Annotated in this window: 12 protein-coding genes; 7 read left to right on the top strand and 5 right to left on the bottom strand. The window is 52.5% G+C overall.

Translation table 11 applies throughout. The features are described 5' to 3' along the window. Window positions 1–75: 75 nt before the first annotated feature. The 4 genes from PSE_RS06940 to PSE_RS06925 form a co-directional block, all read right to left on the bottom strand. Window positions 76–969, bottom strand: a complete 894-nt coding sequence (locus PSE_RS06940) for a GNAT family N-acetyltransferase (RefSeq protein ID WP_014284204.1) — start codon at window positions 967–969, stop codon at window positions 76–78. 95 nt (window positions 970–1,064) lie between these two features. Next, entirely contained in the window at window positions 1,065–2,432 is a 1,368-nt protein-coding gene (locus PSE_RS06935; protein WP_008552138.1) for a TRAP transporter large permease, read from the bottom strand. Continuing rightward, window positions 2,429–3,100, bottom strand: coding sequence for a TRAP transporter small permease subunit (locus PSE_RS06930; protein WP_051125887.1), 672 nt, complete (start codon window positions 3,098–3,100; stop codon window positions 2,429–2,431). The genes PSE_RS06935 and PSE_RS06930 overlap by 4 nt, the downstream gene beginning before the upstream one ends. Window positions 3,101–3,244: 144 nt before the next feature. Continuing rightward, window positions 3,245–4,264, bottom strand: coding sequence for a C4-dicarboxylate TRAP transporter substrate-binding protein (locus PSE_RS06925; RefSeq protein WP_008552196.1), 1,020 nt, complete (start codon window positions 4,262–4,264; stop codon window positions 3,245–3,247). Window positions 4,265–4,715: 451 nt separating this feature from the next. On the opposite strand from PSE_RS06925, the gene PSE_RS06920 reads away from it, so the two are divergent. Together PSE_RS06920 and PSE_RS06915 are read left to right on the top strand one after the other, a co-directional pair. Continuing rightward, the gene (locus PSE_RS06920; protein WP_014284202.1) at window positions 4,716–5,546 is read left to right on the top strand and encodes a universal stress protein; all 831 of its coding nucleotides are present in this window, start codon (window positions 4,716–4,718) and stop codon (window positions 5,544–5,546) included. A 301-nt stretch (window positions 5,547–5,847) separates the two neighbouring features. Continuing rightward, on the top strand, window positions 5,848–8,565 hold the full coding sequence (locus tag PSE_RS06915; protein WP_014284201.1) for a bifunctional acetate--CoA ligase family protein/GNAT family N-acetyltransferase: 2,718 nt from the start codon (window positions 5,848–5,850) through the stop codon (window positions 8,563–8,565). 24 nt (window positions 8,566–8,589) lie between these two features. Here the strand turns inward: PSE_RS06915 and PSE_RS06910 are convergent, their stop codons facing one another. After that, the gene (locus PSE_RS06910) at window positions 8,590–10,263 is read right to left on the bottom strand and encodes a thiamine pyrophosphate-binding protein (protein ID WP_014284200.1); all 1,674 of its coding nucleotides are present in this window, start codon (window positions 10,261–10,263) and stop codon (window positions 8,590–8,592) included. A 290-nt stretch (window positions 10,264–10,553) separates the two neighbouring features. Between PSE_RS06910 and PSE_RS06905 the strand changes: the two genes are divergently transcribed. The 5 genes from PSE_RS06905 (at window position 10,554) to PSE_RS06885 (ending at window position 15,741) form a co-directional block, all read left to right on the top strand. Then, on the top strand, window positions 10,554–12,122 hold the full coding sequence (locus tag PSE_RS06905) for a bifunctional aminoglycoside phosphotransferase/ATP-binding protein (RefSeq protein ID WP_148266099.1): 1,569 nt from the start codon (window positions 10,554–10,556) through the stop codon (window positions 12,120–12,122). Between the two features lie 142 nt (window positions 12,123–12,264). Further along, window positions 12,265–12,585 carry a FeoA domain-containing protein gene (locus tag PSE_RS06900; protein ID WP_083417033.1) on the top strand — a complete coding sequence of 107 codons (321 nt, stop codon included), beginning with the start codon at window positions 12,265–12,267 and terminating at the stop codon, window positions 12,583–12,585. After that, window positions 12,582–14,924, top strand: coding sequence for a ferrous iron transport protein B (feoB, locus tag PSE_RS06895; protein ID WP_014284197.1), 2,343 nt, complete (start codon window positions 12,582–12,584; stop codon window positions 14,922–14,924). Before PSE_RS06900 ends, feoB begins: the two co-directional genes overlap by 4 nt. 1 nt (window position 14,925) lies before the next feature. Further along, window positions 14,926–15,159 carry a FeoC-like transcriptional regulator gene (locus PSE_RS06890; RefSeq protein WP_014284196.1) on the top strand — a complete coding sequence of 78 codons (234 nt, stop codon included), beginning with the start codon at window positions 14,926–14,928 and terminating at the stop codon, window positions 15,157–15,159. A gap of 135 nt (window positions 15,160–15,294) precedes the next feature. Beyond that, window positions 15,295–15,741 (top strand): DUF805 domain-containing protein, encoded by a 447-nt coding sequence (locus PSE_RS06885; protein ID WP_148266098.1) that lies wholly within the window; start codon window positions 15,295–15,297, stop codon window positions 15,739–15,741. Window positions 15,742–15,846 lie beyond the last annotated feature (105 nt).

The raw sequence follows: 15,846 nt of genomic DNA, 5'->3' as shown, positions 1-15,846 counted from the left end.
GCAAAGAAGGTGGGTTTATGGATGCTATCGATCCTTAGCAGAAATCTCTATCCGAGAGACTTGGGGTCTAAATTGCTAAGCAGAGGCAGGCTCCTTGTTCATCACAACTGCATCTTTCAGCAGCGCGATATGGAAACTACCGTTCTCTTTGAAACCAATAGCTTCATATGCTTTTGCAGCGGCCGGATGATCCGTGAACAAGACTGACTTTTGCGCTCCACTATCTCTAGCAACGTTAAGTGTGAGAGCAACTGTGATGCGGGCGTAGCCGTTGTTGCGATGTTCTGGCGGTGTCCAAACTGGACCGACCTGAACGATTTCAGGCAATGTTGCATTGATACCGCTGAGAGAGACTGGTTCACCATCATTCAACAGTACCCAAGCAAAGTCGCCTTCCTGCATTTGACTGACACGATTTCGGATATGCTCATCGTGTTCTGCACTCGGCTCACCGCCGAAAGCCTCCAGTTCGTAGGCTTTGAGCCAATCAAACAGGAGCTGAGTGTCCGCTGCTGATGTTGGGATGAGCTTAAATTGCTCAGCGAGTGCCTTTTCTGGCAGCTGAAGGTCTTCCAAAGCCAGCTGATAAAGACCTTCGCTGCGATTGGTGGTATAAGCTTCGTTTGGAAGATCAAGCTGGTCCAGTACATAGAGTGTCTGCTCACCTTCTCCCACCATCCCAGCAATTGGCCGATTGGCATTTTTCAGGAAATACGTTGTAAGCGCAGCCAGCGCATCTTGTTCAGGCGCCTGCACCATCAGATTTCCGTTCCAGAAATGTGCAATAACACCTTTGACTTCACCTTTTTCATCGAAAGCAGCCCAATACTCTCCCGAATAAAGTTCACCTGTATAGTTCAGGCCTGTCTTATCGATGTTGTTGAGTAGAAACATGGAGCTGTAGGCGTGGTTCATAAGAAACTGCCAGGTAGCCTCTTTGTGTTCATTCGATAATTTTTCAATTTTCATGGCAATGCTCTTTGTTGGAAACCAAGAAGTATGGCGCAGTAAAAAACCCCGGTCCACCGACCGGGGTTTTCCATTATCTCAACTGATCGTCCGCATTACATCAAGGATGGCAGGAACGTGATGATTGCCGGAAAGGCGACCAGCACGGCCACAGTCAGGACATCAGCTACAAAGAAAGGAGTTGCTCCGCGGAAAACTTCCTGAACTGGGATGTCCGGACGAACACCGGAGACCACGAAGCAGTTCAAGCCAATGGGCGGTGTGATCAGACAAAGCTCTGCCATTTTCACCACGATGATGCCGAACCAGATCGCACAAGCTGCACCGGACATGCCGAGCGTGCTTTCTGCAGCGCTGACATCCAGACCACCATTGAGTGCCATGATCGCCGGGAAGACCACTGGCAGGGTCAAAACCAGCATACCAATCGCATCCATAAACATACCCAGCACTGCATACCCCAGCAGGATACAGACGATGATCATCATTGGTGGATAATCCAGTGAGACGATGAATTCACGGAACGCATCTGGCAGGCCCGCGAAACCAAGGAAACGCACGTAGACCAGCACACCCCAGATGAGAGTAAAGATCATCACTGTCAGCTTGGCTGTTTCATGAAGAGCCAGGAAAAGCTGCTTGGTACGCATGCCTTTGTAGAAGGCTGTCAGCAGCACAACAAACGCACCGCAAGCACCCGCTTCTGTTGGCGTGGCAAAGCCGAAGTAGAGGCTGCAGAAGATAATGAGGATCACGCCGATGATCGGGAAGGTTCCCGGTACGGATTCAAAACGCTCTTTCCAACTGTAACCACCAATGGCTGGAGCACCGCCCTGCCAAGCCGCGATGACGTAGATGATCGCGGCATAGATGAGGACAGAAACAACACCCGGCAGGAAGCCAGCCATCAGAAGCTTGCCGACGCTCTCTTCCACCAAAATAGCGTAGATCACGAGGATTGCGCTTGGTGGTATGAGGGAAGCCAACGTGCCACCCGCTGCCACAACAGCTGCTGAGAGGCGTTTGGAGTAGCCTGCAGCCAGCATTTCCGGGATGGCTACGCGAGCAAACACAGCAGACGTTGCTGTTGAGGCACCGGATACAGCGGCAAAGCCTGCGGTCGCGAAGACGGTGCCGATCGCCATGCCGCCGGGAAGCCAGCCAAGCCAGCGTTTGGATGCCTCGAACAGGTGTTTCGTCAGGCCCGCATAATATGCAAGGAAGCCGATCAGGATGAAGGTTGGCAGCACAGACAAGGCGTAGGTGACTGACTTAGAGTGTGGGATTGTGCCGGCCATTTTGGCCGCAGTCATCACACCCCGTTCGAAGCCCAGGCGCATGGAGAAGATCGCAATCATACCAACGATGCCGACGAACGCAGCAGCGAAGGCCACGCGAACACCGATGATAACGAGGAGCAGCAGTACCCCGGTCATGATGAGGCCGATATCAAACGGGGTCATGAAGCACCTCCTGGAGCAGGCGTTCGCATTTCAGGCGCTTCTTCTCCATTTTCTGCGGAATGGAAGGTTTCTTCAATTTCAGCCTGCGCATGAGCCGCAGCATCCATCACATGCGGCAGATCCAGCACGGAAGCATCTGGATTGATGATCAGGCGGCTATACCCGAAGAGCTGCAGAACGAGGCGCAGCCAAAGCAATGAGAGCGCAACAGGCACCGCCAGTTTGGATGGCCATGTTGGAATGGAGATATCCATGGTGCTGTCGCCGAAGCTCCATGCACGATCGAAGTGCAGGTATGAGCCATAAATCAACACGGAAATCACAAGCAGAATTGCAAAGACGCCAAGGAACTCGGCGATCCATTGAGCGCGCCCTTTGAATACGCCGATCACCAGTTCCATACGGATGTGGCCACCAACACGCTGGCAGTAGGCAATGCCCATGAACGCGAACACGGCCATGGCTTGTTCAGTAATGTCAATAAAACCGGGCACGGGCTGGTTGAACAGGTTACGTCCAACGACTTGAACAACTGCCAGCAACATCAAGATGAGGATAGATGTGGCTGCAATGAGGTTGAACAGGTTCTCAATTTTTCCCAGCGCACCATTAAAGCGGAGATAGGCCATATCCGATGCTGGATATGTGGGGCCGTTTGGTTTGGACATGTTATCAGCCCGACTTTAAGAGAAATGTTGCGCCCTGCTCTGAAGCGGTACGTTGGAGCAGGCTCTTAAGCAAACCTCCGACAAGCGATGCCTATCGGAATAAAGAAAGGCGCATCTGAATGAGATGCGCCTTTGCAAAAGCAATTACTTGCCAGCGATTGTGTTCTGTACAAGTGTGAGCAGTTCTGCAGCTGGAAGACCCTTTGCAGACATGTCTTCAACCCACTTGTCCCAGATTGGCTTACCAGCAACAGCCTTGAAGCCTTCAAGCTCTTCCTCAGAGAAGGAGATCTGCTTTACGCCATTTGCTTCCAGAGCCGGGTAGAACTTGTCGTAGACCTTTGCGTAGGTGTCCAGGTAATGCTGAACAGCTGGTGCAACGCTTTCGTCCAGAGCTTTCTGGAACTCTGGTGAGAGCATGTCGTAGGCGTCTGTGCTGACAACAACCGGGCAGCTCACGGTGCCTGGGTTCAGGTTGTTGGTCCACCAGCTGCCAGCTTCAATGGTTTTGAATGCCAGATGCGCGTGTGGAGCAAAAGCAACGGCCTGAACAGTGCCAGAATCGATTGCCTGGTACGCTTCAGAAGCTGTCACAGTGGTTGGGACAGCACCGATGGTCTTCATCGCGTTGCCAACACCGCCAAGAGCACGCACACGCATGCCTTCGAAGTCAGCCAGTTTTGCAGGTGCATCGCCCTTACCCAGCAAGTTGTACTGCGGCATTGGAGATGGCATCAGCAGCTTTGCGTTCCAGCGACCGAGGTCTTTCTGAACTGCTGGGTGATTGTAGAGCGCGAAGTCTACCTTCACCTGAGTTTCCAGATCTGGCACACCAAGGAATGGCAGGTCAGTTGTGGTCAGAGTTGGGTTTTTATCTGCATGATAGGATGCGCAGAACTGAGCCATTTCGAACGCGCCGATGGAGATACCATCGAGGTTTTCGCGAGATTTGGACAGTGCTCCACCGTAGTGCAGTTTGATTTCGAACTTGCCGTTTGTACGTGCAGCTACTTCTTCAGACAGCTTCTCGACGTGCTCGGTGAATGCGCGGCGTTTGCCCCACAAAGATACATTCCAAGTCACATCAGCAGCCAGAGCTTCGCCCACGAATGCGGAGCCCATTGTTGCGGCGAGTGCAGCGGTCGCAACCTTAAGATTTTTCATTTATCAACTCCCGAAAATTATTTTGGCCGTCCTTGCAAAACACGCAATTTCAGCCCCTCCCTAAATTCCGTCAGATATAGAAATATCACAATTTTCTCAGTAATAAACCTTAGTAGTTCGAAGGTTTAGTGAATATTCACATGCCCCTAGGTTCGGTTCTTCAATTTATCTTTGCAGGGCGCAAGTGTATAAAATATCTGCTTTTTATGCAGCCTGTCAGTTCTTCTTTGCCTAAAGTATAAAGACTTTAAGTATACCTATTAGGGTCGAAACTGCGCTACCTTACACTCCCTTACTTTCAATAATAGTGAAACTGCATTATTTTTCAAAACCTTATCCCAATGTTTAAGGTTGACAAGGATCAAAGCAGAGACTGCAATGCTGACCTAATATTTCAGGCGAGGGACAACCTCCCGTACCGCTAAGAAATAGAGGGCAAGGAGACAGGCTTATGGCAATCAAGGACATTCTTACCATTACTGATCTGAACGGCGATCAAACAGCTTCTAAGGTTGCTGTAGAGTTTGCACGTCAGGCTGGCGCACATGCGACGGGGCTTGCGCTGGCATTTGAGCCAATTGTACCGGGCTTCCTGGCTGCACCAATGCCAACCGACTATTTGCAGGTTGCTAAAAATCAGGCAATCGATGCTGCCAAGACTTCCACCGAGAAGTTCAAAGGCTACGCAGAACTGGCTGGTATCTCTACAGAAACCCGCGTGGAAGAGATTGTGACCGGTGGCAGCCTCGAAACCATTATGGGTCATTGCCGCTTGAGCGACATGGTTGTGATTGGTCAGGACAATCCTGAAGCACCAGAACCAATGCGTGAAATGCTGATCGAAGGTCTGCTGTTCGAATCCGGCGTGCCTACACTGATCGTGCCATTCATCTCCAAAGGTGACTTCACTCCTAAGAAAGTCGTCGTTGCATGGGATGGTAGTGCAACAGCAGCACGCGCAGTGCATGCAGCGCTTCCAATTCTGGAAATGGCTGAGCAGGTGACAATCGTGATCGTGAACAAGGGCCTACCACTTGAAGGTGAGCCAGGTTCTGACATTGCAACGTACCTTGCACGCCATGATCTGGAGATCAATGTTGATGTGATCAACAACCCACCAATCGGTGTTGGTGATGCGCTTCTCAACTACGTCTCTGAAAACGCAGTTGATCTGCTGGTGATGGGTGGTTACGGCCACAGCCGTATGCGTGAGTATCTCGTAGGTGGAGCAACCCGCGACATTCTCCATTCCATGACCATTCCAGTTCTGATGGCTCACTAATCTTATCGGGAGGCTATGTTCCCATTACGCCTCCTGATCCTTGCCTTATGAAACGGAGAGAGGTGTCGCCTTGCTGTCGCACCTCTCTTCTATTTTGGGGATCATGTTATCAGTTCACCATCTGTGAACGGGAATCAGCCCCAATGAAACCAACGGAAACAGCACCCTAAGCAGTTTGTATTTGTCTGGATCGCTCAGACTGCTTTGGCTTTTGTTTTTGCCGCGTATTCTACCCGGAAACCGGTGCCTACATTTCGGGAGTACGCTTTAAAACTCGAGTGAGTTTGACGGGAAGTGCGCTATGACGATCTGCAATCTTGAGGGCCTGACCTCTCCACGCTCCATTGCCATTGTTGGCCCGAACAGCAAGCAGGAGGTGATCCTGCAACGTCTTATCGACAGCATTGTGAGTAGTGGTTTTAGCGGGCCCAAAACGTTTGTGGGATTGCCAGATGCATCGGCGGATGGCTTCAAAAACGTCGCTTTAATTGCAGAGGTCGAAGGCAAAGCTGATCTGGCGATTTTGCTTGGCGATCACACAACAGCGGCAGAAGATATCAAGCAGCTTGGAGAGCAAGGCACACGGGCGGTTGTTATTCCAGCGAGTGGTTTTGATAGTTGGCGGGATGAACACCTTGATGCGCTTTTGAAAGCTGCACACCCATTCAATATTCGCATTCTTGGACCGGGTAGCCTTGGGATTGCTTCCCCGCACTCCAAACTCTCTACTCTGTTGACCAGCGAGCAGGCCCTGAAGGGGGAGCTGGCGCTGATTTCCCGTTCCGGCACCATCTTCAACACCACGCTTGCCTGGGCCAAGGCCAACTCTATCGGGTTTTCCGGTGTGGTTTCTCTTGGGCGCCGTTTGGATGTTGACGTCTCAGATTTGCTGGACTGGTACGCACAGGATTACCGGACCAAGGCGATCCTTGTGCATTTGGAGACAATTGCAAACCCGCGCAAGTTCATGTCTGCGGCTCGGGCTGCAGCTCGTTCCAAGCCAGTGATTGTGATCCGTAGTGGTGCGAGCCGTGACCAGCATATCTCCGGCACAGCACATTCCAGCCGCTTAGCAACGCGCGATTCTGTTTATGATGCAGCCCTTCAACGCGCGGGTGTACTGCGTGTTTATGATCTTGATGAGATGTTTGAGGCGGCTGAGACGATCACCCGTGTCGCTCCGTCTGCTGGCCGCCGCCTTTCCATCATCGCGAATGGGCGTAGTCTGGCGACACTTGCCGCTGACCGTCTTGCCAAAGTGGGTGGTAAGCTGGCGCCGATCAGTGAAGAGACCAAAGAGAAGCTGGTCTCGCTTACCCGTACAGATGCGCGTGCAGACAACCCGATGGTTTTGCAAGAAGCTGCAAGTCCTGAGGAATTTAAAGAGGGCATCAGTGCTCTACTGAAAGACCCAAACTCCGATGGTGTTCTTGCCATTGCTGCACCGACTGCATTTGAGGACTTTACTGAAATCGCAAAAGCGCTGGCAGAAGCAGGCAAGGAAGATCGCAAGCGGCTTGGCAAACATCAGGCCTTTGTGACGACGCTGGCTGGTGGGGCGAACATTCCGCGTCAGGTTCTGGATGAAGCACGGGTGCCGTGTTATCCGAGCCCGTCCGGCGCGATCCGGTCCTTTATGCACCTTGTTCGCTACAAAGAGGCGAAGGATCATCTTTCAGCCGTGCCGGACAGTCTGCCCAGCGACTACAAGCCGAACTTAAGGCTTGCGAAAGAGACGATCCGCGTTGCGTTGGAGAATGGCCAGAAGTGGCTCACTCCGCTGCAGACGCGCGAGTTACTTCGGGCCTACTCTGTTAATCAGGTAGAGTTGCATCTGGTCAAGACTGTTGAGGAAGCCGCTAAGGTTGCTGAAGTTCTTTTTGATAAGCACAACCAGCTTGTGCTGAAAGTCAGCAGCCCTGATCTGACCTTCAAATCCGATGTGGGCGGAGTGCATCTTGGCGTGGATAGCGTCGAAGGAGTGAAAGCAACCTTTGAGAAGATCCTTGGCAATGTGAAGCACTCTTATCCTGAGGCCGAGATCACAGGTGTCGAAATCCAGCCGATGGTGACCCGTCGGTTTGGTCTGGAGACATATGCAGGCCTTGCAGATGATCCGGTGTTTGGGCCGGTTGTTGTTTTCGGTAAGGGTGGAACTTCCGTTGAAGTGGTGGGCGACCGCGCCATTGATCTGGTGCCGATTGATCTCAACCTTGCCAAGGCGATGGTTTCCCGCACCAGCACCTCCAAACTGCTGAAAGGCTTCCGTAACAGACCGTCCGCCAATGTGTCTGAGGTCGAGCATCTTTTGGTGAAGCTCTCTCAGATCGCAGTTGATTTCCCAGAGGTTCGCGAGCTGGATCTTAATCCGGTTGTTGTCGATGAGAACGGCATCGTGGTTCTGGATGCCCGTGTGGCGATCAGCTCTCCGGCAAAACGCCCGGGACGGCAGGGTGCTTCCCGTCTGTCCATTGTGCCCTACCCTGTTGAGTGGGAGCACACGCACAAGCTTAAAGATGGCAAAACTGTTCTTATCCGACCAATACGGCCTGAAGATCAGGGCAAACTGAAGAGCTTCTTTGAGAAGGTTTCCGTTGAAGATCTGCGCTTGCGCTTCTTTGCTCCAGTCAAGGAGTTCTCACATACATTCCTCGCCCGCCTTGTTCAGCTGGACTATGCGCGCGCGATGGCGTTTGCGGCGATTGATCCGGAGGCTGGTAATATATTGGGAGTGGTTCGATTGCATGCCAACCCAGACCACACTGAAGGTGAGTATGCGGTGATGGTTCAGTCCAACCTGAAAGGTATGGGCCTCGGCTGGGTGCTGATGAAGCTGATTATTCGCTATGCGAAAGTGGATGGTATCCAGACTGTCAAAGGGGAAGTGCTGCGCGAGAACACCACCATGCTGGATATGTGCCGTAGCCTCGGCTTCCGCGTAAAGCGCTCTCCGGATGATGATGCGCTTTCAGACGTCATTTTGGACGTGACCGCCCTTGATCGGGAGACGATGAGCTAAATCATCGCCTCCGCAATGTTTGGTTTAACTCGTCGCCATTGAAGCTTCGCGGATTTCTGTCAGCGAGCGGATTGGCGTGATTGCTTCCGGATCCAGATGCAGGTGCAGCAAGGCTGGCTGGCCGCTTGCTTTTGCAGCTTCGAATGCAGGGCCGAACTCATCTGCTGTTTTTACTGTGCTGGAGTGGTAGCCATAGGCCTTTGCCACATCGGCAAAGTTTGGATTTTGCAGAGTGGTTGCGCTGATACGGCCGGGATATTCACGTTCCTGATGCATCCGGATGGTGCCGTAGATGCCGTTGTCGACAACCACAACGATGATGTTGGCCCCTTCTTGCGCTGCAGTTGCCAGCTCCTGAATGGTCATCTGCAGGCAGCCGTCACCGGCAAAGCAAACAACATCGCGTTCCGGGAACTTCAGCTTGGCTGCAACAGCGGCTGGCAGGCCATAGCCCATGGAACCGCAAGTTGGCGCAAGCTGGGTATTGTATTTGCGGAAGCGATGGAAGCGGTGCACCCATGTGGCGTAGTTGCCTGCACCATTGGCGAAGATGGTGGTGTCGTCGAGGTTATTCTCGATCCACTCCATAACTTCAGCCATCTGCAGGTCACCAGCCACTTTTGGCCGCGCACCCGACCATGCAAGATAATCTGCATGAGCCTCTTCAACCTGTGCTTTCCAGCTTGCCAGCTGTTTCACATCCAACTTTGACAGCGCTTCACAGAAGCCAGCCGGACTTGCGTTGATGCCCAGCGTTGGCAGGTACATGCGGCCAAGTTCTTCTGCACCCGGATGGATGTGCACCACCTTTTGCGCTGGAACAGGAATGTTCAGCATGGAGTAGGACTGGCTTGGCATTTCGGAGAGGATGTCTCCAAGCAACACGATAAGGTCAGAGTTTTCGATACGAGCTTTGAGCTTTGGATTGATGCCGATGCCAACATCGCCCGCGTAACAGGCATGGCCGTTGTCAAAGAGCATCTGACGGCGGAAGGATGCGCCAACCGGCAGGTTGTTCTTCTCAGCAAAGGCTCTGAAAGTGTCGCAGGTTTCTTCTGACCAGCGGGAGCCACCGAGAATGAAGAATGGGCGTTCAGCACCTTCCAGCAGCTCGCGGAACTCTTCCATTTGATATTGCGATGGGTGCGTTTCGATTGGGCGCATGGCTGGAACGCTCCACGCTTCTGCCAGTTCAATCAGCATATCTTCCGGCAAAGCCAGAACCACAGGGCCCGGACGGCCAGACGTGGCGACGTGATAGGCACGAGAGATCATTTCCGGAATACGGTCTGACTGATCAATCTCGGCAACCCATTTGGCGATACTGCCAAACATCTGACGATAGTTGACCTCCTGGAAGGCGTCCCGCTCTCTCATATCACGTGCGATTTGACCAACAAACAAGATCATCGGCGTGGAGTCCTGCTGTGCCACGTGGACACCAGCGGAAGCGTTGGTAGCGCCCGGACCGCGGGTCACCATGCAGATACCCGGCTTACCGGTCATTTTGCCCCAAGCCTCAGCCATCATGGCCGCGCCACCTTCCTGACGGCACAGGGTAACTGGAATGGAGGCATCGTATAGCGCATCCAGAACTGCAAGGTAACTCTCACCCGGCACACAGAAGACACGCTCTGCGCCCTGATCTTCCAGCGCATCTACGATTAACTGACCACCGGTCCGCTTTGTCTGGCTCATCCCTCACTCCAGTCATAATTTGATTGAGGCGAAGATACGCGGAATATGCGCTCGTGAAAATCTGCAGTATTTCTCTTTATTATTCCGAGACGGAATGAACTGGGCAAATCACAGTGAGAATGATGAAGCCTGCATGACAGATTGAGTAGTTTATTGAGTTGCCCTTGCTTTTCACTTTCACAAAAGATCCATAGCCCTAGAATACCTCCTAAGCCCGATTGATAGATTGGCAATTGCAGCCTGAAGGTGCACAACACCTATAGATTTGCGCAGTTTCGATGGATGGACCCATGACCGCTGATAGTTTTGACGTGGATACCCTAACCCAAAGCGATATCATTGGCTTCTTCTCTTCCCCCGACGCTCACAGGGGGCAAGAGGTCAAACGCATCGATACGCATGCAAACATTGCTTACCTTGTTGGGAATGACGCCTACAAGATGAAGCGGGATGTGAAGTTTCCTTTCCTCGATTACTCCAGCCTTGAGAAACGCAAGAACGCGTGTGAAGCGGAGATCCGGCTCAACAGCCAGTACGCACCGCAGATCTACCGCAGCACCCTGCCCATTACACTTGAGCGGGATGGTTCTCTGGAACTTGCCGGCCATGGGGACGTTGTGGAGTGGGTGGTTCACATGAACCGCTTCAACGAGCACCTTGGGCTAGACCGAGTTGCTGAGGAAAAGGGGATCAGCCGAGAGTTGGCTCTCGATCTCGCCAAGCTGATGGTAGATGCTCACAGCCGGACCACGCAGCGGGATGCGCAGCCATGGATCGAGGATCTGTTGGCGTATACCAACCAGAACCTTGATGCGTTTCAGGAGTTCCCCCAGTTCTTTCCAGCAGATCAGGTGATTGCACTCGATAAAGCGGCACGAGAAGAACATACGTTCATTGAGAGCATTATTCTGAAGCGCGGTGAGCATGGGTTTGTGCGGCTCAACCATGGGGATGCGCATCTGGCTAACATCGTAATGCATGATGGAAAGCCGCTGCTGTTTGATGCTGTTGAGTTTGATGATGCGATCGCAACAGGTGATGTGCTGTACGATCTGGCATTTCTACTGCTGGATCTTTGTGAGCGGAATGAACCTGAAGCGGCGAATGTGGTGCTCAATGCTTACCTACAGCAGACACACGAACTCAAACATCTGGAAGACATACGCGTGTTGCGGTTCTATCTGATGATGCGTGCTGCTATCCGCGCCAAAATCGGTGCGGCTGCCTCATTGCATCAGGAAGGTGCAACACGCCTGAAGACTGAGGGGCAGGCGCAGGAGTACTTCAGGATCTGCCAGAGAGCCTTGGCACCGACACCACCGGTTCTCTGTGTGGTTGGTGGATTGTCTGGAACAGGTAAGACGACACTTGCGCAGGGACTGGCGCCGAAGCTTGGGCGGATGCCCGGTGCGGTGCATTTGCGGACAGATGTTATCCGAAAAGAGATGCTGGAGATTGGTGAAGCGGACAAGGCCAGCAAGAAGACCTATACACCAGAGTTTTCGGCGAAGGTTTATGCTGAACTGCTGCGACGGGCCGAGATGGTTTTGGCCGCCGGGCATTCGGTGATCATTGATGGCGTTTATGGCAAGCCTGCTGAGAGAGACTCAGTTGAGCAACTTGCCAAGAAAACCAATGCTGAATTCATCGGGATCTGGCTAGAAGCTGACGTTGAGACGCTTATCAACCGTGTTGATGCGCGACACGGCGACGCATCGGACGCGGATGCAGAGGTGGTGCGCTTGCAGCAGACCTACGACTTAGGCGAGATTCACTGGGCCAAGCTGGACAGCAGCAAATCCAAAGAAGCTGTTTTAGAACAAGCGTGTAGCGTGACCGGACTGGAACCGGCTCTCTGATATTCCATTTTTTACAGGAATTACAAAGTGATAGCTGAGCTTTTCAGTTAACGACGACGCTTGCAAAATTGATTGCTGTCAATGCAAGTCATTCGCAATTGCAGTTCCATGTCTTCAAGAACTAAGATTTTTGGAGACGTAGATGTCTTTGCTAGCCAGAGAAACATTCGAGCAAGCACCCCACAAAGAAGTCTTCGCACCCTACCGCGAAACGTTCGTTCCACCTGTGCAGGCTAAGCCGCTGACCGAAGCGCGTGCTGGTGTTGAGCTGAAAGTCGTTCGCCTTGGAAGAGATCGGGCGGATGCCCTAAAACTGCGCTCGCTTGGTCTGACCAGTGATCGTTCGCTTACCATTTTTGAAGGCAGCGGCTCACGGGCTCGTATCCTTTCCATTGGTTCGCAGCGCGTTGCTGTTGGTGTTGATCTGGCTGACACCATTTTGGTGGAAGAGGTCAGCCAATGAGCTGTCACGACACCGCCTCTTGTCGCTGCGATGACAAGCCTCAAGTCCATCTGCTCGGCACAGCCAACTCCGGTAAATCCAGCCTGTTCAATAAGCTGACGGGCCGTAGTCAGGTCATCGGTAACTGGCCGGGTGTTACGGTTGATCGTAAAACCGGCATTTGTGAAACGCAGAGTATAGATCTGGCTCTGCTGGATTTGCCAGGTGTGGCTACGCTTTCCTCTCCTGAAGATGACCGCATTGACGAGCGTATTACCCGTCAGGCGCTTTTGTCTGATCGCCCAGCCGCTCTGGCTGTTGTGCTTGATCCAATTGCGCTGGAACGCTCTCTTGCCATTTTGCTTCAGGCATTAGCATTTGATGTGCCAATTGTTGCGGTGCTGACCAAAGCGGATTTGTGGCCCACAGGTGTTTTGCAGGCCGCAGCGGATCGTCTTTCTGCTGCGCTGGCCATGCCTGTTATCGCAACTTCAGTTCACGACGAGCATTCTCTGGCAGGTCTGCGTGATGAGCTGTCTACGGCGGTTCGTTCTCCGGAGGCTCCTTCCCGCCTGCTGACGGATCCATTTGATCTGATCAAGCCCGTCAAAGAGCTTGCGGAAGAGATCGCAAAGCTGGCTCCTGAGCTGTCATCTCAGTCCATGCCTTTGGCTCATCGTCTGATGGAAAGTGACAAGTTGGCCCGTCAGATGGTTCCGGAAGCAGTTCTGGAAAAGGCACAGGATGTTTCCAGAAAATGTGAGCTCCGTCTGCAAGATCCAACCGAACTGGTGATGGCGACGAGCTACTTCAACCGCGCCTACTCGCTTTCACAACTGATGGAGTTGCCTGAGCCGCAGGATGTGCGCGGCTTCTCGGACAAGATTGACCGTTTCGTACTTTCCAAATGGGCTGGCCCATTTGTGTTCCTTGGTGCGATGTATGCGATGTTCTTCATCGCGATTAATGTTTCCTCCTACTTCATCGATCTGTTTGATGGACTAGGAGATGCCTTGTTTATCCAGACACCACTGAGCCTGCTTTACGCAGTTGGGCTTGAAGGTGGTGCGCTGGAGATGCTGATCACAGCGATTGGCGGAGGTTTACAAACCGTCGGTACGTTCGCCCCTATCGTCGGGATACTATTCCTCTGCCAGATTTTCCTTGAACAGAGCGGCTATATGGCCCGTGCGGCAGTGGTTGCCGATGGGCTGATGCGCCGGATTGGATTGCCAGGCCGCGCGTTCTTGCCGCTTATTCTGGGCTTTGGCTGTACCGTGCCAGCGGTTGTGGCGACCCGTACGCTGGAAACAGAACGTGAGCGTGTTGTGACCTCCATGATGGCGCCGTTCATGTCCTGTGGCGCTCGCCTGCCGGTCTATGCTCTGTTTGCAGCAGCGTTCTTCCCGGTCAACGGTCAGAACATCGTATTTGCGCTGTATCTACTGGGTGTGGGCGTTGCGATCTTTACGGGCTGGGCGCTGTCCAACTCCTTCTATAAAGGCCAGTCCACCAGCCTTGCTATTGAGTTGCCAACCTATCAGATGCCGCAGTTTGCGCAGGTGATGAAGCTGGTCTGGACACGTCTGAAGATCTTCCTGTTTGGTGCTGGCAAGATCATTGTGACTGTGGTGGCTGTGCTGACGGTCCTGAACTCCGTGGACTTCAAAGGAAACGTTGGCAACGAGGCCAATGGCAACTCCGTGCTGGCTGTTGTTTCCAAACAGGTTACTCCGATCTTCTCGCCAATGGGATTGAGTGAAGATGACTGGCCAGCAACTGTTGGTCTCGTGACTGGCATCTTTGCAAAGGAAGCCGTGGTTGGCACCTTGCAGACGCTTTATGTCACCACAGATGAGGAAGGGGGCGCTCCTGCGCCATTGGAGACAGCCCAGGACGCGATCAACACCTTCACCACCAGCATTGTGGATCTGACTTCTCAGATGCTTGATCCGCTTGGGATCGATATTGGTGATACCTCCAGCTACTCCATTGCGGCTGAAGAGCAGGAAGTTGAAGTTGGCTTGTTCACCGCACTTGCTGCGCACTTTGATGGCAAGGTTGGCGCGTTTGCCTACATGATTGCAGTTCTGCTTTACATTCCTTGTACCGCAGCATTGGCAACCATCTGGCGTGAGGTTGGACGCAACTGGGCACTGTTTGCAGCTGGTTGGACCACCCTGCTCGCTTATTCCGGCGCTTCTCTGGCTTATCAGATCGGCACATTTACTCGTCATCCAACATCCTCTGCAATCTGGATCGTTGTGCTGCTCGCATCCATTGTTGGAGTATTGGTGTTTATGCGACAGAAGGCGGACAACACTGTTGCGCAGAGCGCAGCACTGGAGGCAGCAGAATAAGATGTTGCAGCGGATCGAAGGTGTATTGGCAAAACGAGGCGGTGCCACTGTTGGCGAGATTGCTCAGGATATGAACATCCCAAGTGATTTTGCCATGGCTATGGTCTCTCAGCTGAAGGCCCTTGGGCGGATCGAGGAAGTGGGGTGTACTTCCAGTGCTTCCTCCAGCAGCTGTGGCAGCTCCTGCGGGGGATGCAGCTTTGCGCCAACGGTTCAGTACCAACTAAAGCAATAAGTTCTGCTTAAGCAAACAATCACAAACAGGAGAGTTAGGACACGTTCTTTGCTCTCCTGTTTTGCATTTGGCCTAAGCTCTCAACTTTCTGGTGAGAAAGCCCACTCTAGCCTTTCCTGCAAAAAGGAGGGCTCAATGGCCTACAGCTATTCACCAGGTGAACTCACTTTTAAAGATGCAGTCATCACTTGCTTGAAGAACTACTTCAACTTTTATGGTCGCGCCTCACGTGCTGAATATTGGTGGTGGTTTTTCTTCAACATCCTTGTCATGTCCGTAGCTTTTCTTTTTGATATTTTGATTGTTAGTGGCTTTGCATTTGGCATCTCAGAGCTTCAGCATTCATCAGGTACTCCAGGAGCTGTGGTGGTAGCAGGTATGTTCCTACCCTTCATCCTTACAATGATTGTCGCACTTCTCCTTTTACTGCCAACATTAACGGTCGCTGTTCGTCGTCTTCACGATGTTGACCGTTCTGGCTTCTGGGTGTTCATTACGGTGATCCCTATATTGGGGACAGTGCTTCTATTGTACTGGCACCTGCTTCCTTCAAGCCAAACCGTCAGCGCCAATTACGAGTAATATTCAAGCTCAGCTAAGGCAAAACCTAGGCAGAAAAAACAGGAGCGCAGAGACAAGTTCTTTGCTCTCCTACACTTCGTTCCATGGCCAGCCTCAATGTTCCAG

Source organism: Pseudovibrio sp. FO-BEG1 (assembly GCF_000236645.1).
Taxonomy (GTDB): Bacteria; Pseudomonadota; Alphaproteobacteria; order Rhizobiales; family Stappiaceae; genus Pseudovibrio.
This window is presented reverse-complemented; position numbering and strand designations above follow the sequence as displayed.